Source organism: Sphingomonas plantiphila, from assembly GCF_046000505.1.
Classification (GTDB): Bacteria; Pseudomonadota; Alphaproteobacteria; order Sphingomonadales; family Sphingomonadaceae; genus Sphingomonas; species Sphingomonas plantiphila.
In genome coordinates this window covers 123,553-149,532 of sequence record NZ_JBELQC010000002.1, presented here as the reverse complement: position 1 = coordinate 149,532, position 25,980 = coordinate 123,553, and the positions used below count along the sequence as shown (strand labels likewise).

11 protein-coding genes are annotated in these 25,980 nt (G+C 66.3%); 5 read left to right on the top strand and 6 right to left on the bottom strand.

The genetic code is table 11. The features are described 5' to 3' along the window. Positions 1–8: 8 nt before the first annotated feature. The 4 genes from ABS767_RS12860 to ABS767_RS12845 are packed head-to-tail and all read right to left on the bottom strand — an operon-like array spanning position 9 to position 18,016. On the bottom strand, positions 9–959 hold the full coding sequence (locus ABS767_RS12860; protein WP_408078958.1) for a hypothetical protein: 951 nt from the start codon (positions 957–959) through the stop codon (positions 9–11). Further along, positions 956–13,207 (bottom strand): LysM peptidoglycan-binding domain-containing protein, encoded by a 12,252-nt coding sequence (locus ABS767_RS12855; RefSeq protein WP_408078956.1) that lies wholly within the window; start codon positions 13,205–13,207, stop codon positions 956–958. Before ABS767_RS12855 ends, ABS767_RS12860 begins: the two co-directional genes overlap by 4 nt. After that, positions 13,207–14,562, bottom strand: coding sequence for a ComEC/Rec2 family competence protein (locus tag ABS767_RS12850; RefSeq protein ID WP_408078954.1), 1,356 nt, complete (start codon positions 14,560–14,562; stop codon positions 13,207–13,209). Before ABS767_RS12850 ends, ABS767_RS12855 begins: the two co-directional genes overlap by 1 nt. Then, complete coding sequence (locus tag ABS767_RS12845) at positions 14,549–18,016, bottom strand: hypothetical protein (RefSeq protein ID WP_408078953.1); 3,468 nt, start codon at positions 18,014–18,016, stop codon at positions 14,549–14,551. Before ABS767_RS12845 ends, ABS767_RS12850 begins: the two co-directional genes overlap by 14 nt. A gap of 606 nt (positions 18,017–18,622) precedes the next feature. On the opposite strand from ABS767_RS12845, the gene ABS767_RS12840 reads away from it, so the two are divergent. Beyond that, a complete protein-coding gene (locus ABS767_RS12840) occupies positions 18,623–19,498 on the top strand; it encodes an SMP-30/gluconolactonase/LRE family protein (RefSeq protein ID WP_408078951.1) in 876 nt (291 codons plus the stop codon). On the opposite strand, the gene ABS767_RS12835 is transcribed toward ABS767_RS12840, so the two are convergent. After that, positions 19,495–20,886 carry a glycoside hydrolase family 43 protein gene (locus ABS767_RS12835; protein ID WP_408078949.1) on the bottom strand — a complete coding sequence of 464 codons (1,392 nt, stop codon included), beginning with the start codon at positions 20,884–20,886 and terminating at the stop codon, positions 19,495–19,497. The genes ABS767_RS12840 and ABS767_RS12835 overlap by 4 nt on opposite strands. 186 nt (positions 20,887–21,072) lie before the next feature. Here ABS767_RS12835 and ABS767_RS12830 point away from each other — a divergent pair, with 186 nt between their 5' ends. Genes ABS767_RS12830 through ABS767_RS12815 form a run of 4 tightly spaced genes read left to right on the top strand, consistent with a single transcriptional unit; the run spans position 21,073 to position 25,244 of the window. Then, positions 21,073–22,170, top strand: coding sequence for an ABC transporter ATP-binding protein (locus ABS767_RS12830; RefSeq protein WP_408078947.1), 1,098 nt, complete (start codon positions 21,073–21,075; stop codon positions 22,168–22,170). Then, positions 22,167–23,045 (top strand): carbohydrate ABC transporter permease, encoded by an 879-nt coding sequence (locus ABS767_RS12825; protein WP_408078945.1) that lies wholly within the window; start codon positions 22,167–22,169, stop codon positions 23,043–23,045. The genes ABS767_RS12830 and ABS767_RS12825 overlap by 4 nt, the downstream gene beginning before the upstream one ends. Next, a complete protein-coding gene (locus ABS767_RS12820) occupies positions 23,035–23,892 on the top strand; it encodes a carbohydrate ABC transporter permease (RefSeq protein ID WP_408078943.1) in 858 nt (285 codons plus the stop codon). Before ABS767_RS12825 ends, ABS767_RS12820 begins: the two co-directional genes overlap by 11 nt. Next, positions 23,889–25,244 carry an extracellular solute-binding protein gene (locus ABS767_RS12815; protein ID WP_408078941.1) on the top strand — a complete coding sequence of 452 codons (1,356 nt, stop codon included), beginning with the start codon at positions 23,889–23,891 and terminating at the stop codon, positions 25,242–25,244. The genes ABS767_RS12820 and ABS767_RS12815 overlap by 4 nt, the downstream gene beginning before the upstream one ends. On the opposite strand, the gene ABS767_RS12810 is transcribed toward ABS767_RS12815, so the two are convergent. After that, entirely contained in the window at positions 25,198–25,926 is a 729-nt protein-coding gene (locus ABS767_RS12810; protein ID WP_408078939.1) for a FadR/GntR family transcriptional regulator, read from the bottom strand. The two genes, ABS767_RS12815 and ABS767_RS12810, sit on opposite strands and share 47 nt — an antisense overlap. Positions 25,927–25,980 lie beyond the last annotated feature (54 nt).

The window sequence follows — 25,980 nt, the reverse complement described above, 5'->3', positions numbered from 1 at the left end:
ACCGCTGGCTAGCGCGCTTCGACGAGGACGCCGCGCCAGTCCACTGGGCCCTCGCCCGGGAATTGACACCATCCGCTGCAGTTGGTGCCATCGAAGCGGAGCCTGCCTGCCCAGGGCTTTCCGGCCCGCGTGGCATCGGCCTGGTTGGTGAACGCCAAGCTGGTCAGGTCCAGCGTCGCGCCGGTCACGGGGACTCCGGCGATCCTCACACCGCTGCCGCTGATCTCGACCGGATGGTGCTCGTCATACCATCGTCCGCCGATTCCGATCGAGGTGCGGTAGAGCCCGTAGGGCGGAGACGGCGCGCGGCTCCGCCACGAGCGCGACGGCTCGCCCGGGAAGCTGCACGTGCCCTCCCACCCCGTGCCGGCCTGTTGCAATGTTCCGCTGGACGGCACGCCTCCCGATGTCGCGCCGGGTTGACGATCGAAGCTGAACCCGCCCGCGCGGAAGAAAGGCTCTGCGATCGATGCCTCGCCGATCGCGATCGTGCCGGGCGCGATGCGGAGGGGGTGCGGCTGGAGCATCCAGCGATCGCCCTCCAGAACCTCCATCGGCCATTCCCCGACGGGCGGTTCGGGATAGAGCAGGCGTCCGCGCCAGTCGACCGGCCCCTCGCCGGGAAACTGGCACCAGCCGGCGAAGTCGCTTTCGCCGAACGTGATCGACCCCGCCCATGGCTTGCCCGCGCGCGTAGCATCGCTCTGCTGCGTGAAGCTGAGCGTGCGGCCCTTCCAGTCCGGGCGCTGCACCGGGACGCCCATGACCCGGCAGCCGTCGGCGAAGACCCAGATCTGATGGTTCTCGGGCACGATGCGACCGCCATAGCCGATCTCGGTGTCGAAGATGCCGATGAGCGGGCTGCGCGGCGTTGGCGGCAGCGGGCGCGTGAACGGCACCGGGGCGGCCCAGCGACCGCGCACGGTCCAACGATCGATATCCTGGTCGGGATTGGTCATGCCGATTGCTCCGGCTCAGAGGAGGCGAGCAGCGCCCGCACGCGCACTTGCCAGCTGTCGCCCTCAGGGAGCCGGGCAGCGTCCAGCGTGAGCGGCGAACCCTGACCCCGGATCACAAGCGGAGGGCTTAGCGAAGAGCCTGCGGCATCGAGGATCTCCGCCTCATAGGCCGTCGCCGCGTCAGATCGGGAAAAGCTGATCCGTACCTGCTCGCCTTCGATCACGGCCGTGACATCGGGCGGCGCCTGCACGCCGGTGGTCGGCAGCAATGGGGTCTCGACCCAATGACCGCTGGACCGATCGCGCACGCTGCGGAGCCGGATGCGAACCGGAGCCGCGATCGTCGCGATGTCGAGAGTAATACGGGCTCCCGCGAACAGCTGGTGCGCGCACGCACTACCGCTGGCATCGGTGACCGCCAGCTCGGTCATGTCGCGTGGATCCGCCGTACCGACCTCGATGGTCAGCGCATGGGTTTCCGCGTCGATCAGCACCGTCGCATCCGGCGGGGACAGGTTGGCGATGGTCAGCCGCGCTGCGTCGTCATCCGCACTCCACGGCCCGGCACCGGCACCGCTGACCCCGCGGACCCGCGCCCGCCAGCAATCTCCATCGGCAAAGGAGCCCACGCCCTGCGCGCGCCAGCCGTCGCCGTCCTGCACGACGACGCCCGGCACGGGAGGCTGGCCAGGCGCGTCCGGCCGATCGAACACCGCTTCGAACCGCTCGGCGCCGGGCACCGAAGCCCATTGCACCTCCAAAGCCCCGTCCTGATAGCGCAAGTCGCGGATCACGGGCGCGTCGCCCTGCCCGGAGAGGGCCGACCGGACATCGCGCAACTCGACGAGCGGTTGCGGCTTGCCGGTCTCCGAATCCGAGAACAACGTAACCGAGAACCGCCAGAAGGCGCGCGCCCGCGCGGGACAATTTGCCTCAAGCCATGCGTCGAGCGCGGTGCGTATCTGCTCGGGCAGCTCGGGTGTCACGACGGTCGCGGGGAGCAGCAGCACCGGGATCATCGTCTCGATCGGCGCGTCACCCGCGCTCAGGGCAAAGCCGTAGCTGGCGGCGAACGCGACGGTCCGGCGCGTATCGAGCGAGCCGAGGAGACCTGTGAACAGCCCGACAAGCGGGCGCTGGGCCCAACTGTCGAGCATCAGTCGCTTCTCGACAACCTGCTCGGGACGAACCGGCGCGGCAAACGCGACAAAGGGTGTCCGATACACAAAGCCCGCCGCCGTCTCGGCCTTCGCGCTCTCGATCAGCTTGCTGTTGCGATCCACCGCGAAACCGGCGGTCGCGTCGCGCACCTGGGTTACGCGCAGATTCCCGAAGGTGAAGCACCATTCCAGAGCGACGTGCGCCGCGACCGGCTCGGGAAAGCTGTAGATGCGCGTATCGCTGGCAATTTCTCCGGGGGCGAGCAACGTCGTCCGGTCGTCCAGCCTGCATTCGATCTCCGGCCAATCGTCGTCGCCGGGATTCGATTGCGCCACCAGCGTGAGTGTGTGCCAATTGCCGTGCGCGCTCTGCAGCGTGACAAACCAGCTATGCGTCTGTTCCGACATGTCGGTGCGCGGCAACTCGAAGGCAGCCGCGCCGCCGGACTCCCTCCCCGCCCAATGCACCTCCCACGCATCCGCCACCGCTCCGGCAAGCTCCGCGAAGCTGCGCAGCGCGGCAGCGAGGATGGGCGTGTTGGCGGTGGGCATTTGCGTCAGCCCGGCAAGTGCTGACCGGAGGGCCGCCGCCGCTTCGGTATAGCAAGCGAGCGCGTCGAACAGCCGATCGACCTCATTTGCGGCCATCGATGGTGCTGCCCCGCCGCTGTTGAAGGTGACTTTCAGCGCGATGCGGTCCTGCTCGGCGGTTTGGTGGGCGAAGCGGACGACGTAATTCCATCGGCCCACATCGGCGAGGCCATCGGGAGGCGGAACGCGGGTTGACTGGTCCAACAGCGTCGGCGCCTGGGGATGCACGCGAAGCGGTAACGGGACGATGGCTGTGCCGAGATCGAAATCCACATACGGGTCGTTGAAGCCGACCCAGTCGGAACTCGCATACCAGTCGTCGGGTTCGGAACCTGGGATCGCCAGCCGCTTGCGCCGGTTGAACTCCAGCTCGGTCGCCGGGTAGCGCAGCTGCAGCGCGATTTGCTCCTGACGATGCAACTCCGGCACGGTGAGAACCGACGTCACATAGCCGTGCCCGGCGGCAAGCACCAGCTTGGGATCGGTGAGATTGACCGCCACTCCCCCCGCCGCCGCCTGTTCGAGCGTTCCGACGAGCCGAGGTGCGGTCGCCCTATTGTCCCATGGGGCGGCGACCTCGCTGTCGAACTGGATCAACGCGGCGGCGGCATAGCCATCGCTCAACGACCCAAGCAGCATCTGGCGAAGCGCCTTGCGACCGGCGGCAATGGCGTCGTCCGGGCAGTCGATACCCGCCAGAATCGGCGAAAGCCCCTTCGGAATCGCCTGAGCCAGCCGCCGTTTGGTATCGATGATCGCGTCGAGTGCGTCGGGTTCGACGCGATAGGCTGCGGTCGCCATGTCGTGCGCCAGCAGCCGCTCCACATCGGCGAGGAAGGACGTCGCCCAAAGATCGAGATCGATGGCGTGATAGTCCCGCGGCTGAGCCTCCTCCAGCGTGCCATCCGGCTTGAGCGCACGCACGGACACCTGCGCCCGATCCTTCAGCGTCGTATCGAGCGGTCGCAGCGCGTAGCTGCGGGGCTGGGAAGCCCCTAGGCCCGGAACGTCGCAGCGCGGACGCACGTCAACCATTTCGAGACCACCGCCAGCGTTGCTGAGCGCCCAGAGCTCCGTAGCCGGCTCCGCTTCGGTGCGCCCCGTGGCGATCCGCAGATTGGGCAGGGCTTTTTCGAGCCGCGCGATGAAGGGCCGCAGCGAAGCCGTGCCCTGTTCCGCCGCATCCGGATCCGCCGCGAGGCGAAGCGGAGACAGCGGCGTTTCGACCGTCGCGATCGGATCGGGCCCCTCCGGCGCGTTTGCTGCGCAGAGATCGATCGGGCGCTCGATCCTCAACGCGGCGCGAACCGGGAATATCGCGCGATCGGGAAGCACGGCGCCGGTACCCAGCTCAGCCTCGAGCAGGGCGTCGGCCGGCGGGATCAGGTACAGCGCATCTGCGCGAATGAACCCCACCGAAGCATTGGCGCGCAGCAGCGCTTCGACCGTGACATCGATCCCGCGTGCCTTGAACCGTCCGAGCAGGGCAGCGAAACTATCGTCCGGCGCGACGGTCTCGATGGCGTCTCCGACCTCGGCACGGATCGTCGCACCGGCGAGCAGGAGACCCGGCATGGCCGCATTGGCCGCCATCCAGCTCGCGGGGTTGACGCCCCATGGTTCAGCGATCGCGGCCGGCGTCCAATCGCCCATCGCGGGCGTTCGGGCCGGCGGGACGATGATCAGCGCACCTGCCGTCAAGGTACTGCTATCATATGCGATCTTTGCCGCCAGCGCGTCGATGGTCCCGCCTGCCCGCGCCGCGAACGCCTCGAAGCTTTCATCGGCCTCGACTTGCGTCTCCACGCCGCCGAGCGATAGCGAAAGACCTGCCCTCAGAATGCCCGGAAGCCGAGCATTGAGGCGCACGATCGAGAGCGCGTCCGGGGCTGACGTCCGCGAGGCGATCGCCGCAAGCGTGTCGCCCGCACGGATGGTGCATGGCAGGCGAAGATCGGCGGGCCAGGCGGCGCGTCCGGGGAGCGCCGCGCCGCCATCACGCAGCGGCGCATCCGCGTTGAACAGGAAGATGTCGGTCGCCGGGACGCCATGCTCGAACGCAAGCCGCTCGAGCGTCCTGCCCGCGCCCGCAATGCTGCGAACCCGCAACAGGATCGGCGCCCCGGGCGCGAACATGCCGGCCGTGTCGATATTCCGTTTATGCAGCTCGGGTTGCCTGATGGACGCGGCGATGCTCGCCAGCGTTTCGCCCGTCCCGACGCGATAGCAGCAGGTCGCCAAGGATGCGCCGGCGCGCAGAATACCGGGGACATCGGCATTTGCCTGCAGGATCTGCAAAAGGGTCGGTGACGCCTTTTTCGCGACAAAGGCGGCACGCACCTGCTCCAGCGTCGGAATGCTGTCGTCGCCGCTCAGCGGGATCGTCACGATGAAGTCGTTATAGTTGAGCCGCGCGCCCGCCGCGAATACCACGACGTTGGCGTTGTGCTTGGCGAGATCCTCGAGCGTCGTGTGAAACCCGTCGAGCAGTTGCGCAAGCGACGGAACCGGCGCGTCGGCAGCACCCGGCACCGGAATGGGCACCCAACGCTTGTCGGTCGCGAGCACGGCCTTTTCGCGCAGCGGCAAGGCAAGGTTGCTCGGGTCTGCGATCATGACTTCCGGATCGCAGCCTGCCGGCGCCAGCGCGCGCATCGTCGACTTTCCGTCGGCAACGGCAAATTCGGGCACCTGCACCGTCGCCTGCTGGAATATGTCTTCGACACGCACCCCGGCATTGGCCGAGGCGAGTGCGTCCGCGTCGGTGCCGAAGCGCGTGCGCAGCGAAGCGGGCGTGCACGGCGCTCCCGACGTTGCGGGCACCCGCACATCCGTCCCCGCCGCACAGGCGCGTGCGTAGAGATAGCTAGCCGCGAGATAATTGCGCAGCGGGGCGATCCCGGTCGCCAGCGGCTGGGGCTTCCCGTCGGCTGCAACCATCAGCGTGGTGTGCAGCGTCGCCTTTATCTCCGGCTGGGCAACTTGGTACCACAGCTGACCGAACTGTTCCGCCTGACGTCCGGCGAACGCCGCTACCCCTTGCGCCGCCTGACCGGCGGACGGCTGGAGGTCGGCCGGTTGGAACGTCGCGCGCGCAACCAGCCGCGCCGGATCCCCTGCGCCGCCCAGCACCTCGTACGTCAATGTCGTCGCCGGCCAGCTCCCGGGCCCGGCCAGCGGATCGCGGTAGCGCAGCGGCAAGCGAAGCGTGTGCTGCGCCCCAGCCGCGGTCCGGTTTCCGAACAGGTCGTTGAACCATATCGCGATCTCTGCCGGCTCGGCGTCCCGGGCAATCCCCGCATAGGGGTCGCTCGCGGCGGGAGGGAAGCCCGGCACATCCGGAAGCTTCGATCTGCGGAAGCGGTGGATCGGGATGGTGCGGATCATCGACCACCGGTCACTGTCCGGTGTCCCGTCGTCCGCGCGCGCGAGCTGCGGCGCCAGGGGCTGCCCTTCGCGCCCCTGCGCGTCCTCGACAAGGCTATAGCCGGTAATGCTGTAGAGCTGACGCGTGCGATCGTCGGCGCTTGCCGCACGCTCCTCGTCGGGGCGCTTCAGGTCCAGCCCGAAGCCGACTTCTCCCGGGCCGAGTGTGGCCTGGCGCTGCGTCGGACCCGCTGCGTCGGCGACGGCATAGAGCATCGCGGAGCCCGGATCGACTGCATCGCCAACGATGGCGGCGTTGCTGAAAGAATGCAGTGTACGATCGGCATCCTTCGCCTTGGTCTGCGAATCAAGTTGCACGATCAACGTCAGCGTCGCGCGGCCGTGCTGGTCGAATGCGGCCTCCGGCAGCAGCGCAGCGCCGCCCGGGCGCTCCAGGCGCAACCAATAGCCGCCTCCCCCGACCACGCTGCACTCCCAGACGAGCGTCAGGAAGTGCGCAACCTGATCGCTGGCGAGCGAGGCGAAATGATCCCGTGCCTCCGCCGCGTCGGCGATCGCCTCGGTGCGGCCGCTGCGCGTTTCCGTCGACAGATTGGCCTTGATGAGGAAGCTGGCGTCGCGGTCGAATGCCTCGCTCGTCAGACCGTTGGTCATGCCCGCGCCGGGCGAGAGCGACCAGGCGAGGTCGAGGATCGGCATATCCGATGACGGCTTGATGCCGCCTTCGTCCGTCTCGATCTGACCGAGGTGGACCAGCAGCTGCGCCAGTCGCTGGCGATCGTCGGGATCGGCCCCGATCAGCTCGAGCGTGTCGGCGGCGCCGGGAATGCGCTGCACCACGACGTCGATGGCGGTGGCCCAGCTCCAGCTGGCGACCGGCACGGCGGGAACCGAAGCGTTCGCCCCGGCCTGGAGCAAGTCGAAGCCATAGCCCGTCGCTCCGTCGCGCGCTGTCGCACGCAGGTCGTCGGACAGCAGCCACAGCGAGGGGTGCGCGAGAGCCGGGGGCGTCACGGCAAAGCGAGGCGGATTGACGGCGCGCCAGCGGATCATGTGCGTGACCGGATAACGCACCGGCAGCTCGCGATACGCCGGAAGCGCGCGCAGACCCGGTCCAGCCAGAAGCGGGCGAAGCGTGGTGGCCGGATAGGCCCGCAGGTGCTCCTCGCGCAATTTCAACTCGATGGCGCCGGCCAGATCCGTCGTGACGATCATGCCGGGCGGCAACGTTCCGTCGGCGCGCGCGCTGGACGCGAGGCCCTTGTTAAGGGCGGTAGCGGACCCGTCGATTCCGGCTTCGAACGTGTCGATCCGTTCACCCTCGCCCAGAACCCGGTTCACGGCAAACGTCAGCCATGGCAATTCCAGATTCGAACTGACCTTGAGGTTGAGACGGATCGCATCGGGGCCACCTTCGGACGGTTCCGGTCCCGCGATCTGCTGCCCGATCAGGTCGAACAGCGCGGTCATCTCACCTGCGGCGTTGTCGCCGTCGGGAGGCGCCGGAAGACGCAGGCCGTGGAGCATGAACCGGGAGATCTGGCCCGCGACGCTGGCTGCCACGCTCGGCTGGTGCAGACGCCCGACTAGCGTCTCCAGATCGAGCACGGGCACGTCGTGAAGGTGCAATGTGCGATCGGTGCGCACCTCAAGCAACCCCTCGATCTTTTCCGCGCACAGGGCAAACGCTTCGAGCGGCAGGCCGGCCGATTGTGCATTGTCGAGGAGCGTGCCTTCGGTCGTGATGAACTTTGCCCCGCGGACCGGCACGGCCGCCAGCGGCTGGAGAATGTCGCCGGACGAGACCAGGCCCCGGAACGCCGCGCTCACGCGGTCGAGCAACAGCCGCTCGGCAAGCGTGGCGAGCGTATCGCCGGGCGCCACGACCGCAACCGTATCCCGCGGCAGAACCGAATATGTACCCGCCGAATTCAGCTGGTAGAATTCGAGGTGCCACGCGTCGAAGGCAGAACCGTGCACCCGGTCGTAGGTGAAGCACAGCGCGGCGGCGATCCCCTCGATCGTATCACCGGCGAGCACCGGCCAGAATTCCGGCTTCTCAAGATCGTCGAAGTGGCGCGGAACCAGAATCGACTCCTCCGCGGCGAGATCGGTCATCTTGGGATTAAGCGCGACGATCGCGCCTGCATACCAGGCGACACGCTCCGTAAGGTGCGCCTCGGGCCGGTGACCGAGCCGGACATACAGCGCGGCGGCGGCGGTTCGGGGCTCGAGCTCCAGCGGCTCGGGATAGGTGAATTCGCTCATCGCGATCGCCGCCCCCGGGCGAAGCAAATGCGGCGTCGTCGCAAGGGCGCTTTCGAACCAGGGCTTCGTATCGGTGATATTGAAGCGCGCGGCCAGGCTCGCGAGCGTATCGCCCGCGCGCACTTCCGCCACGAAATCGGGAAGAGCGACCTCCTTGCCCGGCGTTACCGGCCACCCCGCCGCGCTTTCCGCGACGGCCTGCACCGACATGCCGAGTTCGAGCATGACGCGCTCGCCCGCCGCCGGCACGGCGAGGTGGGGATTGAGCGCGCGCAACTCAGACACGGAGATGCCGAAATGGGCAGCGATCGTCTCGAACGTCGCACCTTCCACTCCGGTCCATGCCGCGGGTTGCCGCGGAAAGCGGAGCGCGACCTTACGAAGCGTGTCCTCCTTGGTGAAGCTGATCGGATATGCCGCGAGATGGTCGCGCAGTGCCTGCGTCGTCGCCTTGGCGAGGAGCAGGAAATAGTCGCGGAACACCATGCTGGCGAAGGTTTCGACCGGCCCGTTGTCGCTGCGAGGTCGCCGATCGGCGGCACGCGCGCTCGCCTCACGCGGGTCTAGTCGATCGAAATAGTGCCGCACGGCATCCTGATAGGCCTGATCGATCGGGCGGAACGTGCTGAAGTCGCGGGTATGTGCGCCTTCGGCTTCATGAGCCGGATCGTGCCACGTCCAGACAAGTTGGGGTGGCAGCGCGAAGGGCACCACCGATTGGTTGAGGCTTTCTTCCGGCGGGGCGGCGCCGACGAACAGGTGCAGATTGTGCGACAGGAACCGATCGATCGAGTATAGGCTGAACCCCTGAGCGATCGCCTGCGGAAGCGCCAGTTGCTCGACGATCTCGATCAGCGCGCCGAGCGGGACGAGCGGAGCTGGATCTTCGACGTTCTCCGCGAGATAGCCCGCAGCGGCCAGGACCCAGCGGAATACGGCTTCGCTCAGCACGGCGAACGGGGTTTCCTCGGGCGTATTGGCCTGTGCGCTGGCCGCAACGCTCTGGAGATGCGTATCGGCGAGCGTTCGCGCATCCGGCGGTACCGCAGTCTCGGCCGTCAGCAGGAACACGACACGTCGTTTCGGTTGAGCGTCGCCCAACGCCGCGAAGAAAGCCCGGCCCTCTTCATCCGACGCGTTCGCCAACGGCGCCGCGCCCCATTCGATCGGAACGTCCGCGACGGTCAGGGCCGGGGTGATCATCATCTTGACGGCGTGCTGCGCCCCGTCCGGAAAGACGCCCCGGTCGATGTCGAAATCGAGCCACCAACCGCCATCGGCGTCGACCACCCCGTTTCTCGCCGCGCCTCCGCGCGCCACAGTCGCGCGCCCGATCGCTGCCAGCGTCTCGCCCCGGCGGCGCGCCGGGACGTGCGCATCGCTCATGAGGCGTAAGCGGGTGCGGTCGCTCTGTCCCGCGGCGAGGCGCCATGGCGCTTGCCCGCCGCTCGCCAGTTCGAAGCTCGCGCTCAGTTTGATGTCGTAGGTGAAATGCAGGCGGACGAACCAGACCTTGACCGAAGCCTCCGCTCTCGCTTCGACTTCGACGGTCACGTTGGTGGGTGCGAACGCTTCCAGCGTCAGCGTCGCATAGGCGCCGATTTCCAGCGTGACCAGCACACTGACGACCGAGAAATCGACCTTGCCCTGCAGCGTTCCGACGATCCCGACAGTACCGCGCGCCCAATAATAGAGCGCAGGCGCCTGGCTGCGATCGGTCGGGTTGAACCATCCCAGCACCCCCTCGAGAATGCCGACGACGTTCAGCGTCAGCGTCGCATTGAGCGGCCCCTTGCGAAAGGTGCGCCCCGCGCCGATCGAGAGGCCGACGCCAAGCTCCAGAACGGGCGAGAAGGTCCCGTTGGTGATCCGGGGAATGCGATCCGAGGTCGCCCCATCGAGCAGGCCGAGATAAATGCCGCCCTGACCGTTGAAATAGGTGATTTCGAGCGCGAAGCTGTTGCTGAAGTCCCGATTGTGCGGAAATCCAAGATCGACCTTGAAATTACCGTTGGTGAAGACGTCGACCGCGATCGTGCCGAGCGTAAAAGATGCTGCCCCGAGCTGCAGCTGGCGGAACGCGTCGGGCACTTGCAACTGTGCGTGGAACACCCCCACCTCGGCGGTGACCTTGCGATAATATAGGTCGAAGCTCAAACCGGCGAGGCTGCCAGCGCGCGCGCCTCCCAGACCGACCTGGATGCCGTAGAGATCCGGATCGCGCAGGATCAGCTTGAGCGCGACCGTATCCATGATCGTACAGTCGAGCCCGAACAGCCATTGCCGGGACGCATCGAACCGAATCCCGCTGGTATCGCTGACCGGAAGCCCCGAGGCGGGTTCCGTCGGCTCGGCCATGTTCCGCCCGAGCAGGTTCACCGACTCCGCGATGCTGGTGAACCTCACCTCCGGCTGAGCCAGAGCGATCCGCTGACCGATGCCGAAATAGCGCAGATCGAACAGCGCCTGTCCCTTGCCGGGCAGCGCCGGCGGATCGTCCTTGACCGCATCCCATTCGAGTGCGTCTGCGCCCGCATAGTCCTGCCCCAGGACTTGCCCTTCGACGAGCAGGCGGACCGAGCCCTGCCCTTGCGCGCGATCGTAGACGATCCCGACCTTGCGCACCGCAGCAAAGCCGGCGTCGACGTGCACGTCATAGGTCAGCCGGATCGTGCTGTTCCGTCGGTCGAGCTGAAGCTCGAACCTGTCGAGATCGATCCCGTTGAGAAAGTCCCAGGGCGGGGCCAGCCGGAAGTTCGCGTTGGGATTGGCCAGGCCCACGAAATACTCGACGATCGACCCCAGCGTCATGCCGCCCATGCGCACCGCGAGCACCTGGTGGCGATCGTCGCCCGTACCGATATATTTGACCGTCGCGGTGAGCTGGGCGCCTTTCCACCCGATCATGAACGCCCAGGTCTTCTCCCGGTCAGCGAAGGACAAGGCGCCGCCTACCGCGAACTCGTTGATGTGGGTGGTGAATTCGAGGCCGCCTTCCAGCACGGTCGGGACGGCACCCCCGCCGGCCGGGGCCGGACCGGTCGCGCGCCGCTGGATCCACGCGTGGAACAGCACACGAATGTCGGTATCGAGCAGTCTTTGCTCGACGAACATCGCCAGCGTCGCGTCGACGGCGAAGGGCTTCCCCGGAGCGGTGCTGTAAAATGCGGAAAAATCCGTCACGCGCGCTTCAGGAAACCATGTCCTCGACCAGCCGGTGAATGTTTTCACCATGTCCTTGAGGTCGAGCGGCTGGAGGAGACGCGTGTCAAATTCCCAGCTGCCATCGCCCGGATAGGCGGCGCTGGTGAGCAGCGCGAGCTTCCCAGCGCCCTCCGTTTTGGGCTCGACGGTCGTGACGGCGCTCAGTTCGCCTGCCACGCCATCCTGATCCGCATTGATCCGAAACGTCATCCGATCGAGGCTGAACACGACGATGTCCGCGTCGATCTTCCACACACCGCTTACCGCCGCATCCGCCATGAAGGATCGTTCGGGAATGCGTGCCGCGACTTCCAGCGTCTCCACCTTCAGGTCGGCCCCGAGCGAGGCGATCGGTTCGGGGAAATAGAGCTTCAGATAGTTCGCGATCGGCAAGGCGAGCGGGGCGTCTAGTTCGCCCCGCAAGGTCATGTCCGGGAACGCGACGGAGGTGGTAATGCTCGCGACGGGTGTCGCCGAAGGCAGATCGCCTGCACCACGCTTTTCGCCCAGCTGCAGCTGTCCCCAGACCGTACCGACCGGAAACCCGAGCCCGGGAACGTAGCTGAATTCGACCCCGACCTGCTTCAATTTCACATAGGGGACCGGCAAATCCCATTCGCTGGTCGAGACCAGCTGGCCGCCGACCCGCAATATGCGCGGCGCCTGTCCGATGGCCGGAGGCGTGATGTCGATCTCGAGATGATCCAGCCCGAACTGGTCGAGCGGCTGCAGTCCGTCGGGGAGCGTGAAACCCGTCGGTTGCTCATGCGGCAGCAGTGCGCTGAGAATGTTCAGCGCGCGAGATACCGTCAGCGTTTTCTCGAATCCGGCCTCCAGCTGCCAGGCGAAATCCCCGGCGAGCAATTGAGCGGTGAAACGCACGCGATCCGGAACGCCGGCCAGGGTCGCATCGGCATACAGGAAAATCGTCGATGCGTAGCTTGGGCTGCCGCTCTCGACATCCGGTTCGATCGTGTCTGTGCACAGCAACAGTCCGACCGGCCCGATCCGCAGCGCCGCAATGTCGAGCATCGCGGTTGCAGCGGCCGTCAGATTGAGCAGCGGCGGAAGGTTCGCACGCCCTTCGAACTCGAGCGTACCGGTCAGCGGGAGTGGCGCAGAGCCGAGAAACGCCGCATAGCGCTCCAGTCGTGATCCGGCGATGACCAGACGCGCTTCGAACCGCGCGGTGAGACCGCCACCTGCGACATGCACCGCGACAACGATGCGGGCGCTCGTAACCTTGAGCAGGCCAACCTCACTGGGCTGGACCATGAGGCCGCCCCCCTGCGCGTTGGCGTCTTGCGGGCTCGACAGCGATGGCGGCAGTCCAGGAAACAGCGTGCTGATCGGCGTCTCCGCCGTGCCACCGGGCGGCGTCACCGCGAGCGCGAACTCGGCGCCCCCCTCCTCTCCAATGGAACGACCGGTGAGGCGAAAGGTCCACAGCTGCGCCTGAAAGCTTTGGGACCATTGCAGCCAGGCGGTCGCACTGTCCTCCCCGGGTGCGCCGGCTCCCACATTCAGTTCAGCCAGCGCCAGCGCCGTCGCGTAGCGGCCCCAATTCGGCGTGGCGGGAGTAACGGCACCGAGCCCACGGACCTGGTCCAGCGCGGCCCGGATGTCGGCGACCGCCATCACTCCTGCTCCACCGGTATTGCCTGAGCGTCATCGGTCACGCCGGCAGGGAAAATACGCACGGATGCCCGACCGGCACTCGTCAGAAGATACTCGATATTGTTATGTCGAAAATTGTCGGGAAGCGGCGTACGGACGACCGGTTCCGCGGTCCGCTTCTTTTTCTTCTTCTTGCTGGTACCGCCCCAGCTCGCGCCGCCGCGTTTGCGCTTGGCACCCAGAAGCCGCTGCCTGCCGAGCACCAGGTCGTCATCGTCATCGACGATTGCGGCCACCTCTGCATCAGGGATCAAATAGGTGATTCCAGCATCCGATTTGGTGCTGTCGGCGGTTACCGGTTTGCTGTTGTCCCCCATGGTGGTCCAGGAATGGACGTCGCGCTGCTGGCTGACGGGGTCGCCGCCATTGTAGACGATATTGTTATGGTCGACGGACTTGGTGGTAAGACCCGTCTCGAACAATTCCATCGCCTTGATCTGCGGGTGCTTATGCGTGTTGTTGTACCCTGCGCTCGCCACGATACGCTTCGGTGCGACATTCTTGGCAAACTTCTTGAATATCCAGGTGTCGTCGGTCTCCTTTTTATTCGTCGGATTGCGCGACGTGTTAATGGCGCCATGATGCGGGAGCGTCATGGCATAGCAGTCCGCTGGGCCGACGCCGGCGCCGTACAGTGCATTGATCCCGTGCATCGTCACCCAAGTCGCATCACCGGTCAGCATGATGCTCTTGCCGTTCATCTCGAAGACAAGGACCATCGAGGAAGCGTTGGCCTTGCTGGGGTACAAGGGCTTTGTCGCCAGCTTCACGGGATCGGCATTCGCGATAACGACGCGGCAAAGGCATTTTTCGCTGAATGGATGGAGCGGGGTACCATCGCTCTTGAGGTCTGACCGGTATTTCTCGATGACCTTCAGAATTTTGGCATCGCTGGGCTTCATTGCGTCGGCTAGCTTGCGAACGGCCGCTTTCGCCCCGCTCTTCCAGGCCATGCCGCCTCGATATACGCTATTCACCTCGATCTTGAGCTTGGCCGGCCGGGGAAGCGTATACAGATCCTCGCATCTTCCCCAATGATCCTCATCGGCGTGCGAGAAGGCCACGAACTCTATCGTGTGGGTGATGACCCTATCCGCCTTCGCCAGATCGTAGAAGCCAGCGATGCGCGCCAGGATCCATTTGACCGCTTGATCGTCGCCATCGTTCGACTTTCCGGACTTTCCCAGGTCGAAGATCGCTGTCGCCGTCGGCACCTTGCTGGTCTTGTCGGCATAATATTCGATCCAGTTGGTGTTTGCCTGCCCGCAGGCGAGCACGAACACGCGGAGCGCCTCGATCTTCTTATCGTCCGCCATCGTCGTCTCCCACCAGTGTTCGTCCGAGCAGAGGCACGTTCTCCAGCCGTTCGGCCGAAACGTCGTCGGCCACGTAGGCGGCGTACCAGCCGACCGCCTGTTCCCCGGTCTGATCAGGGTTCCCGAACAGGTAGATATTGTTGCGACCAGGCGGGAACGACAGGCCCAGCAACCGCACCGCGAAGTTGCGCAGGCAGAGCGTGTAGTTGTTCACCGCGTTGCCCGGATCATGCACCAGGAATTCGATGCTCTTGAAGCCAAGCGTCATCAATCCTTGCAGGGGGAGCGCTGCTCCCAGACGCGAATCCGCGCCGGGCAGCTTGATCCCCAGATACACCGGCGGGATCACGTCGCGTTCCGCCGGGGACCATGCGACAAGAATGTCCATCGCCAGCGGCGCGCTGTTGGCGAGCGCCCCAAGACTGCCCAACTCGATGCGATAGACAAGGCCGTACCATTGTGAGTCCAGCTGCTGTTGATCGATCGGTGCGCTGATGTTGACATAGCCCAGCGACGCGGGCGTGGCCGACGCGGCATCCGTGGTGGCTGGTGGCGGGCTCGTGATCAGCCGCTGCAGCCGCACGGGAAAGCGCGACACGAGCGAATCCTCCCGCGCGACGCTGCCGGGCAAATCCAGGGTCAGCGCCTCGTCGCGCAGCGAGAATATCGGCTTGCCCGCATCGCTTGCCCGCATGTCCAGCGCCAGATTGGCAAAACGCAGGCTGCCGTCACGCAGCTCGGGCACTTCGGCGATCGTGTAATAGGGGCCGAAGCAGAACGGGTCGAACGCGCCCGGCCAGTAGAAGCGCAGGCGTCCCGCCATCTGGAAGCTTGCCTGGGCGCCGCTGGCGACGAGCTGTACTGAGTCGAGCTCCACGCTCTCGATCGCGCCGCCCTGGGGAAGCTCGATCAGATAGCGGTCGCGATTGGCAAAGACGAAGCGCCCGCCCGCCACGCCGGTCGCCGAACGTTGCTCCTGAAAGCTGCCCACCAGCAAGATGTTGGCGCCGCGATCCGCGGCTCTGACCACGCAATTGCTTCCGAACAGACGATTGAGGGTAAGTTCGGCGGCGCAGAACCGGCTGACGATCGCCGAGTTTTCGATGCGGACGGTGAGCTGTGAGACCCGAAACGCATAATCGGTGTCGGCAGCGAAATAGAGATCCTCGGCGCCGCGATAGTCGATCAGTCCGAACAGCGGCGTCGAGGAGAAGCGCGGCTGACCTCCCTCGAACCGAATCTGACTGGCTGCGAAGCCGAGATGATGGGCGGCGAAACGTCCGTCGTCGAGGCCGGCACGCAGCGCGGCCATGTCATCGGCCGGTCCCGTCAAAGACAGTTCCGCAGAGAGCACCAGGACACCCGACCAATCAGGGTCGTCCACGATCCGGACGAAGTCGGCATAGTTGAGGTCGCCGCGGTCGACCGCGCGGCGAGCATCGGCGATCTGGCGCGCGATATCGCGCGCTGCAGTGGCAGCGCCGGTCGGTGAGGCGACTTCGGGCCAGGTCCATCCGGCCGGGTCGCTCGCCAGTTGCGCGATGGACAGCCCCTTGGCGTATTTGACGACGAGGTAGCAGGGGGCACGACCGCTTCCTTCGGGTGGCGCCCAGCACTCGGGAGAAAAGCGGAAGGTCCATTCGCCGATCGTCACGCAAAGCTGGCCTGCATCGCGGGCCAGCACGTCACGCTGCTGGGCAGTGGTGACCGCGCCGGCGGCGCTGATGGCGGCGTCGAACGCAGGCCGGTCGGCAAAGGCAGGAAATCCGCGATCCTGAAGATAGGCGGCAAGCCGGTCGAGGATCGCCGCGTCCCAGACCTGCGTCGCGGGATCGTCCCGCAGCCGCGCGATGTCGGCAGCGGTGAGGCGATAGGGCACCGCCCCTGAGGTTGCGAACTCGGCCGGGTCGCCCAAGACCATGAACAGCTCGGATGCCTGAAAGGCCTGACGCAGCCGTCCGCGCGCCTTGGTGAAACGCAACGATGCCACCGCCGCATCCGCGGGGCCGGTATGGCCAAAGCCGATCCAGTCCCAACCGCCGTCGGCGCCGATTGCGACGCCCAGCCCCTGCGGCGTGATCGCCACGCCCGCCGCGCCACCCGGCAACGCGGCCGCAAGCGCGCCGTCCGCCCCGTGGTTCGTCAGCGCGGCGATTGCAGCACGGCGGGCCGGCGCGAGGATGGCGGCCTCGAAGTCGCGGCCCTGCCCGACATCGGCTGCGGCGGCCCCGGACAGCGGGACCATCGGCAGCGCGGCTTCTGCCCGATCGGGCAGCGCCGCAACCTTGAACTCCAGCAAAGACAATAGCGGCGACTCGCCCGGGGGCGCAGGAGCGAAGAGCGCGGCCTGCTCCGGCTGCGCAAAATAGTCCCCGTCCGCCTGAATCCACGGCGTCGTCGCCTGCATGGTGAGGCGGCCATCGATCGGATCGGCAAATGCCGGGCGTCCCGGTACGAAGGTCACCGTTGCCCCAGTGGCCGGCATCGCAACATATTCGAGCCCCGATGCGCCGCACATCAGGCGGATCACCTCACCGCCATGCCCGTCTTGCTCCACCGCAAAGCTCCCGGCAGGGGCGAGATGAAGGACGCCAAGCCCGGCGCCGCCCAATTGCGCCGGCGCGACATGAAAAGCGAGCCGCGCAGCGCGATCTCCCTCCCCCATGGGCCGGAGCCGGATTGCACGGCCCTCGCGTGTGCGGAATGTGCTGTCGAACAGCGGCGCGTCGCAAAAGGCAAAGTGCGTCCGATCGACATCCTCGAGCCGCACCGGGTCGATTTGCACGTCGAACCTCAGCGGCTGCCCCGCCGTCTCCGACAGAACCGGGAACGCGATCGTCTCCACCGCACCGGACTGCGGATGCTGCCGAAAATAGCGCAACCCGCAACCCAGCTGTCGAAACGCTTCGCTACCGGCAGGAAACTCCAGTTTGAACCGCCAGCAACCGGGGGCGGCACCAAAACCCAGCGCCGCATCGATCGCGGCCGCTCCCCCCGCGGGCGTACGCAGTGCAACTGCCGGCGGAGCAGCATGCGAAAAGGTGAACGCCTGCCCCAGGTTGTCCGGCCGAAGCGCCGTACCGGGTCGCACGTCCAGCGCATAACCGCCCAGTTCGACAGCGCCTCCTGCCGGGCCCACGGTCCAGTCGCTGCGATCGACATCGAATTGTCGAGTCCGCCATCGCTCGACCGGGTCGCGAGGATTCTCCACCCACAGAAAGACCGGCGGGGAGTCCGCATGCGCATCGCCGAGGAAGCGATCAAGCGCGGCCGCAAACTCCGTTTCGACCGGCTCGGGCAGGAACACGTAGCTGCCGTTCTCCGCCTTCATCGTTTCGGTCAGCGACAGGGTCTCGCTGTCGGGTGCGAAGCCCGGGGCCCGAAACAGCACCGGTCGGTCTGAGGGCTCCAGCATCCAGATCGTGCCGCGGCGTCGAAAGCGCGATTCGGTCATCGCCACGACTCCACCCGGCAATTCTCCCGCAGACGGCTTCGCGGGCAAGCATGGCGACGCGCATAGACGGGCGGCGTCATAAGCGGTCGAGTCCGCGAACTTGGCTCAAGTCCGCTTGACCGCTCGCACTACCGGATAATCGCCCCCGCATCGCGAATCCCCCCAACGCTTTGGAAGCTCGCGTAAATTCCCTTAAAGATCAAACAGTCATTTCAACTTCCTCCGCCGGTCGGTATTCTTGTCACCCCCGATCGCAGTCATCGAGTTAGAATATCTTGAACGATAAGTTCGCTCGACAGTGCCATCACCACCAGAACCGACCCACGCGCTCATAAGTGGAATGCCAATAAATGCCGCGACGCGCGGCGATCGCTTTCGCGACGCTAATGGCCATGAGTGAGCAATTAAAGACCAGCTTAACGCGATGGATTGATTGCAGCGCCGCATGGGAACGAGTCTGGCGAGATAGATCAGCAGAAATGCAAGCGGCTGCGCCCGCCCCGCGCCCTCCCCCAGGGACCCGGCGCGACCCAATCCGCTGTTCCCCGCCGGGCATCATCCCCTATATGGCCTGCCCGTAACCGCGCGCCGCAAGAGAGTTCGCCAATGCACCTAGACGATGTCCACATCATTTCGCGGGACCGCCGCGATCAGCTTGGCGAAGGGCCGCTCGCGGCGCGCGATGGGGCGCTCTACTGGGTCGACATCATCGAACAGCGGATCAACCGCCTGTCGCTCTCCGACGGCGCTGTGAGCAACTGGGTGATGCCCGAGATGGTCGGCTGGGTGATCGAGCGGCGCGATGCGCGCGGCCTGGTCGCCGGGTTCCGCAGCGGGGTGAAGGCGGTGGTTCTCGACCCCGCGTCGCCGACGCCGGTCTCAATCGAAGCGCTGGTCGACCTGCCCGCGGACGAGCCGGCGATCAACCGTATGAACGATGCCAAGGCCGATCGCGACGGGCGGCTCTGGGCCGGCACCATGCCGGTCAGCTGCGACGTGCCGACCGGATCCTTCTATCGCATCGAGGCAGATCGGTCGCTTACCCGGATGGACGACGGCTATCATGTCGCCAACGGGCCCGCGATCAGCCCCGACGGACGCTGGCTGTTCCACACCAACACCGTGCTCGGGCAGATCTATCGCTTTTCGCTCGACGGCGCGACGCTTGGGCCCCGGGAGCTGTGGCTCCAGTTCGAATCCGACTGGGGCCATCCCGACGGCATGACCTTCGATGCCGAGGGCGGTTTGTGGGTGGCGCATTGGGGCGGGTCGCGGGTCAGCCGCTTCGACCCGGACGGCAAGATCGAGCGTGCGATCCACGTCCCCGCCAGCCAGATCACCAGCATGGCCTTTGCCGGCGACTCGTTCGACCGGATGTTCATCACGTCCGCCGCCGACGGCATCGATGAGCCGCATGGCGGTTGCCTGTTCGAGGTCGATCCGGGAGTCGCAGGCCTGCCGCCCCACCGCTTTGCAGGCTAGCCCGTCGTGACGCCATCCGGTCCGAACTGAAGCCGGGTCGTCAGCAGCGCGCGGAATTCGTTGTAGCCGCCGGTGCCGGGGAAGAAGGCGTGGAAGAACAGCTGCGGCGCGCCGTCAAGCCCGGGCGCGACCGAGGCGTGACCCGGCGCCCACCACGTCGTCGTCGACTTGAGCAGCGGATCGCCCTGCTTGACGTACGGACCAAAGATATGGTCGGCTACCGCGACGCCGATGCCATAGGCGGGCGTGCCGAAATCGTTTCCGGCATAGAACATCCAGTAGCGACCCTGCTGCTTGGTGACCCACGGCCCCTCGATCAGATGCCCCTCCCAGTCGAGGTCGTTGGTGAGCACCAGATGCTCCTCGCCCACCCGCTCGCCGGACTCGGTCAGCCGCTGCGCATAGATCGGCGTGCTCATCGCATCGAGGATCGCCTCGGCCTCCGGGATATCGGCGAGCGCGGCCTTTACCTGCTGCCAGTTATCGAGCACCGCCTCGATCAGCGGCTGCATCAGGAAGAAGCGTTCCATCGGGCGCTGTGAGTTCGCCCAGGGCTGGAGCGCTGCGGCAAGCGACGCGGTGCGACGGTCTGCCTCGGTCGCGAACACTTGGTCGATCAGGTCGGGTCGCTGGCGGAACAGTCCGGCGAGCGGACGTGGCCATACGCCGTTGGTGTCGCGCTTCCACAGCAGGTAGCGCTCGCCATCGTCGTCGATGAAGATGTGCGAATCGATCACCCCGCCGCTCATCACGGGCTGGGCCGCATCGCCGGTCAGGCCGGTCGTGTTCACGGCGTGCGCGGTGATCAGTGGGTGGCCGAGGTCGCGCCACGGGCCGAACGGGCTGTCGCTCTTCGCCAGCCCGATGGCGAGCGCGTTCGACTTCTGCCGCGCGGTATAGACCAGCCAATACTCGTCGCCGACGCGCGCCATTTCCGGCGCCCAGAAGTCGCCGACATGGCGGCCATGCGCGGTCCAGTCGGGCGCCTCGCCCTCGGCGAAGACGAAGCCTTTGTGGGTCCAGGTCTTCAGGTCATCGGAGTGAAGGATCGGAAAGGCATCCGGCGCGTCGTTGGAGGTTGCGACCAGGATATAGCCCTGATCGGTCTTCAGCACCGCGGGATCGCCGTAACCGCAGGTGATCCGCGGGCTCGCATTCTCGGTCAGCAGGGGCTGCCAGTCCGGTGCGGGCAGATTGCTCGGCGCGGGACCGCTCAGGACGTGCGGACGCCGGGTGGCGAAATCGTCGGCGACCCGATTGAAGAAATCGACATACGCGGAGTGATCGCCGGAGGTGAGTTGATAGGTGCGTTCGGCGTCGCCACGGCGCACGATGATCTGGCTGTGCGGCGCTTGTGCCGCTGCGATGGTTTCGAACTGGATGGTCATGAGCGGTTTCTTTCGGGGTCACACGAACGGTTCGCCAGCGCTAAACCACATTTATAAGATAAATGCGAGTGTGGTTTCCTCGCGCGTTTTTGGGCACACCCTTGAGCCTGCCCGGCAAGCCACGCATTGACGTCAGGCGGGCTTTTGCTAAAAAGTGCGATAAATAAGATAATATGGGATGCCCTAGTGAGCCTCGAGCTTCGTAACCTCCGCAAGGTCTATGGAGACACGCCCGTACTCGACGACGTGTCGTTGAGCATGAGCGATCGCGAGTTCATCGCGTTCCTCGGGCCGTCGGGGAGCGGCAAGTCCACGCTGCTCCGGATCATTGCCGGGCTCGAGACCGCCGATGCCGGCGAAGTGGTGCTGGATGGCCGGCGGATCGACCAGTTGCACCCGGGCGCGCGCGACGTGGCGATGGTGTTCCAGGCCTATGCACTCTACCCGCACATGACGGTGCGCGAGAACATGGCGTTCGGGCTGCGCAATGCGCGGGTTCCGCAAGCCGAGATCGACGCACGCATCGCCCAGGCGGCGGCGGTGCTGGAGATCGAGAGCCAGCTCGACAAGAAGCCCGCCCAGATGTCGGGCGGCCAACGCCAGCGCGTCGCGATCGGCCGCGCGATCGTCAAGCATCCCAAGCTGTTCCTGTTCGACGAACCGCTGTCGAACCTCGATGCGGCGCTGCGTACACGGACGCGGGTCGAGCTCGCCCAGCTCCGCCGCCGCGTCGATGCCGCGATCATCATGGTGACGCACGACCAGGCCGAAGCGATGACGCTAGCCGACCGCATCGTCGTGATGAACGATCGCCGCATCCAGCAGATCGGCGCGCCGATGGATATCTACACGCGCCCGGCGAACAGCTTCGTCGCGCGCTTCGTCGGGTCGCCCGCAATGACCCTGCTGCCAGCCGCGCTGCTACCCGGGGACGGCCCAGCGCGCGTGCGGCTGGGTGACGGTACCGAAGTGACGACGCGCATCGATCGCGCCGCGCTCCCGTCCGGCCCGGTCGAACTCGGGCTGCGTCCGGAACATGTGCGGGTCGCGACCGGGGGCAATGCGACGTGCGACGCCGAAGTGCTGCTGGTCGAGCGGCTCGGCGACCGCACTCTGGTGTATGCCAAGCTGAGTGACGGACAGGAGATCACTGCCGAGGATGCCGGGCTGAGCGCGGTAAGGCTGGGCGACCGCGTGCCTCTGCGCATCGATGGCGCGGCGGCGCATCTGTTCGACTGCAAAGGCGATGGCCACCACGCGCAGGTCGTGGATTCCCCTGCATGAGACGCGGTGACCGGCTCGCCAATTTCGGCTTCGTCGCGCCGTTCCTGGCGATCTACCTGTTCATCCTGATCTATCCGCTGCTGGCGGGGATCGGCCTGAGCACGAAACGCGTCGACCTGTTCGGCGGCGGGAGCTTCGTCGGCCCCGAAAACTATGCGAGGCTGGCCGCTGATCCGGTGTTCCATGCCGCGATCCTCCAGACCTTGCTGCTCGCGGCGATGATCGTGCCGATCCTGACGGTGGTGTCGCTGATGCTCGCGCTCGCGCTCAACCGGCCGACCCGCGATGCGGCGGTGTTTCGCGGCATCTTCTTTTCCTCCTCGGTCCTCTCCGTGACGATCGTGACGCTGATCTGGCGTTTCGTGCTGGCGCCCGATGCCGGTCTGCTGGGTGAGGTTGCGCAAGCGCTCGGCACGCCGCCGCTGCCGTTCCTGAGCGATCCGACGCTCGCGCTGTGGGCGCTGGCGATCACCACGATCTGGTGGTCGATCGGGCTGCCGATGATGCTGTTCCTCGCCGGCCTGCAGCAGATACCGGGCGACATCTACGAGGCCGCCGCGCTGGACCGCGCGAGCCGCTGGACGATCCTGTGGCGCATCACCCTGCCCTCGCTCCGCCGCACATTGGTGCTGGTGGTGATGCTCCAGACCGCGGCGCAGCTCCAGCTGTTCGGGCAGACGCAGCTGCTCACCGCAGGCGGTCCCAACGGCGCGACGCGGACGATGGTGTTGTTCATGTTCGAAACCGCGTTCTGGCGCTGGGAACTCGGCTATGCCGCTGCAGCGGCGGAGGTGCTGTTCCTGCTGATCGTCGCGCTGACGCTGGCGCAATATTGGTTCACGATGCGGACGTCGGAGGCAGGCAATGGCCGCTGATCGCACCGCGCCCGTGTTTCGCCCCGGCGAGGGGCGGATGCGCCCCGCCACGCTGATCGCACTGCTGCTCGCGGCGGCGGTGATGCTCGCGCCGCTGATCTGGACGATCCTGCTCTCGCTCAAGTCGAACCAGGCGCTGGTCGGCAACAGCGGCGCGGCGCTGCAATTTCCCTACACGCTCGAAAACTATTGGGCGATCCTGTCGGGCGATCAGGTATTCCGCTGGCTGCTCAACAGCCTGATCGTGTCGATCGGCACGACGGTCGGCGTGCTCGCGCTGTGCAGCCTCGCCGGCTATGGCTTTGCGCGGTTGGAGTTTCCGTTCCGCCGGACGCTGTTCGTGTTCGTCCTGCTCGGCCTCGCGATCCCCGAACAGGCGGTGATCCTGCCCCAGCACCAGCTGTTCGCCGCACTCCACCTTCACAACAGCTATCCCGGGCTAATCCTGCCCGGGCTGGCTGGCCCCTTTGGCGTGTTCTTCATGACCCAATATTTTCGTGCGATCCCGCGCGACCTTGACGAGGCGGCGATGCTCGACGGCGCGTCGCGGCTGCGCATCTTCTGGAGCGTGCTCCTGCCGCTCACCCTGCCCGCGCAGGCGACGCTCGGCGTGTTCACCTTCCTGGCGAGCTGGAACAGCTATTGGTGGCCGCTGATCTCGGCGACGCGCAGCGACATGTACACGCTGACCGTCGGCCTGGCCTCGGCGCAGATGAACTACGCACAGACCAGCGGCCTAGGCTTCCTGATGGCGCAGGCCGTGTTCGCATCGGTGCCGATCTTCATCGTCTATGTCCTGTTCCAGAAGCACATCGTCCAGTCGATGGCAGGGACCGCGACGCGATGAGGATCGCGCTCGCACTCGGCCTCGCCCTGCTCGCCACCGGCTGCGGCAGCAGCGGCGCGGACGACGGCAAAATCTATCTGCAGCGCTTCTTCGGCGAATGCGGCGCGGCATACGGCACCGCGACCGATGTCGCCGCGGCAAAGGGCGAATGCGGGATCATCACCTCGATGATCAACAAGTTCAACGCCGAGACCCGCGGCGCCCCGGTCAGCAGCAACGTAGTCGCCTGGCCCGGCTATCCGCAGTTGAGCGCGCAGTTCGCTGCGGGCGACCCGCCCGACATCGTCAGCATGCATGGCGGGGTGATTTCCGACTATGCGGCGCGCGGGCTGCTCGAACCGGTCGAGCCCTATCTTGAGGCCGCCGGACTGACGCCCGATCAGTTCACCGACGCCAGCCGATCGGCCGCGACGGTCGACGGGCGGCTCTACGGGCTGCCCTGGGACACGCATGGCGGCCTATATCACATCAATACCAAGCTGTTTGCGCAGGCGGGACTGATGCGCGACGGCAAGCCGATCCTGCCACGATCGGCGGAAGAACTGCTCGCCCACGCCCGCCAGTTCAAGGCGCGCACCGGCAAGCCCTACCTTCTGCAAAGCCTGGTCGCCGATACCGCCGCCCAGACGCGGACGCTCTACACCTATCTGATGGCGCAGGATGCGGTGATCTTCCCGGATCCGCTGCACATCAAGCTGCAAACGCCCGAGGCACGGCGCGTCGTCAGCTATTTCAAGGCGCTGACGCAGGAAGGGCTGGGCACGCTCGACCAGGACACTCCGGCGGCGATCGCCGCGTTCCTGAGCGGCGAAGGCGGCATCTATCCGACCGGCACCTGGATGATTGACCAATTTCAGCAGGACGCGATGACGAAGGGGCGCCCGCTCTATGGAAGCTACGCCGTCTATCCCTATCCGCGCCTGTGGGGAAAGCATGCCGAGTTCGTCAGCGGCCATGTCTGGGTCGTCCCCAAGCGCGAGCGGACCCCGGCGCAGCGCGCGATGATCGCCCGCTTCTTCGCGTTCATGACTGCGCATAATCTGGACTGGGCACGCACCGGGCACCTGCCGGCGGTGCGCAAGGTGATCGAATCGGCCGCGTTCAAGGCGCTGCCGCATCGCGCGGATATCGCTCCGCTCGCGACCATCGGCCACCCGCTTCCCGGCTATGTCCAGCGTCAGTCAGCGATCGAACGGCTGGTCGGCGAAGAGGTCGGGGCCGCGATCATCGGGCAGAAGAGCGTCGATCAGGCGCTGGCGGACGGCGAACGCCGCGTCAACGAACTGCTCGCCGAACTGCCGGTGTTCAGCCCGACTTCCCCGCCTCGTCGATCAGCGTCATCACGTCGGTGATCAGCGCGATCATCCCGTCGCGCGCCGCGTCGGGATCGCGCGCCTCGATCGCGGTCAGCACCTCACGATGCTGCGGCAGGCTGGCGGTGCGGCCCTTGAAGCGATTGGTGAAGCGGATCGAGGTCCGCAGCGCGGTTTCGACCACGTCGCGAAACTGGACGTAGAACGGGTTCGCAGACGCGGCCAGGATCGCGACGTGGAACGCGATGTCCGCTTCCAGCGGGTCGTCCTCGCCATTCTCGGCCGCTTCCATACGCCGATACCCGGCCTGGATCAGCGCGAGGCCGGCGGCGTCGGCAGCGCGCGCCGCCAATGCGGCCGCCGCCGGCTCGATCGCGATGCGCAGCTCGGTGAACTGACGTAGCAGTTCGAGCGAGAAGGTCCGTTCGAGCAGCCAGCGCAGGACGTCGGCATCGAACAGGTTCCAGTGCGCCGGCCGCTGGACGGTGGTGCCCTTGCGAGGACGCGCGGTCAGCAGACCCTTGGCGGTCAGCATCTTGACCGCCTCCCTGGTCACCGATCGACTGACGCCATGCTGCTTGGCCAGATCAGCTTCGGTCGGGAAGACGCGCGCATCATAGTGCCCGGTCACGATCGCGCGACCCAACGCGTCGAGCAGCCCGTAGGTCAGGTTGCGCCCGCCCACCGGGGACGAACTCAGCAGCGGCGTGTCAGCCTCCATGCGGTCGGACTCCATTCCGGGCGCGGCGTGGGTGCGTCGATCGAAGAAGTTCGG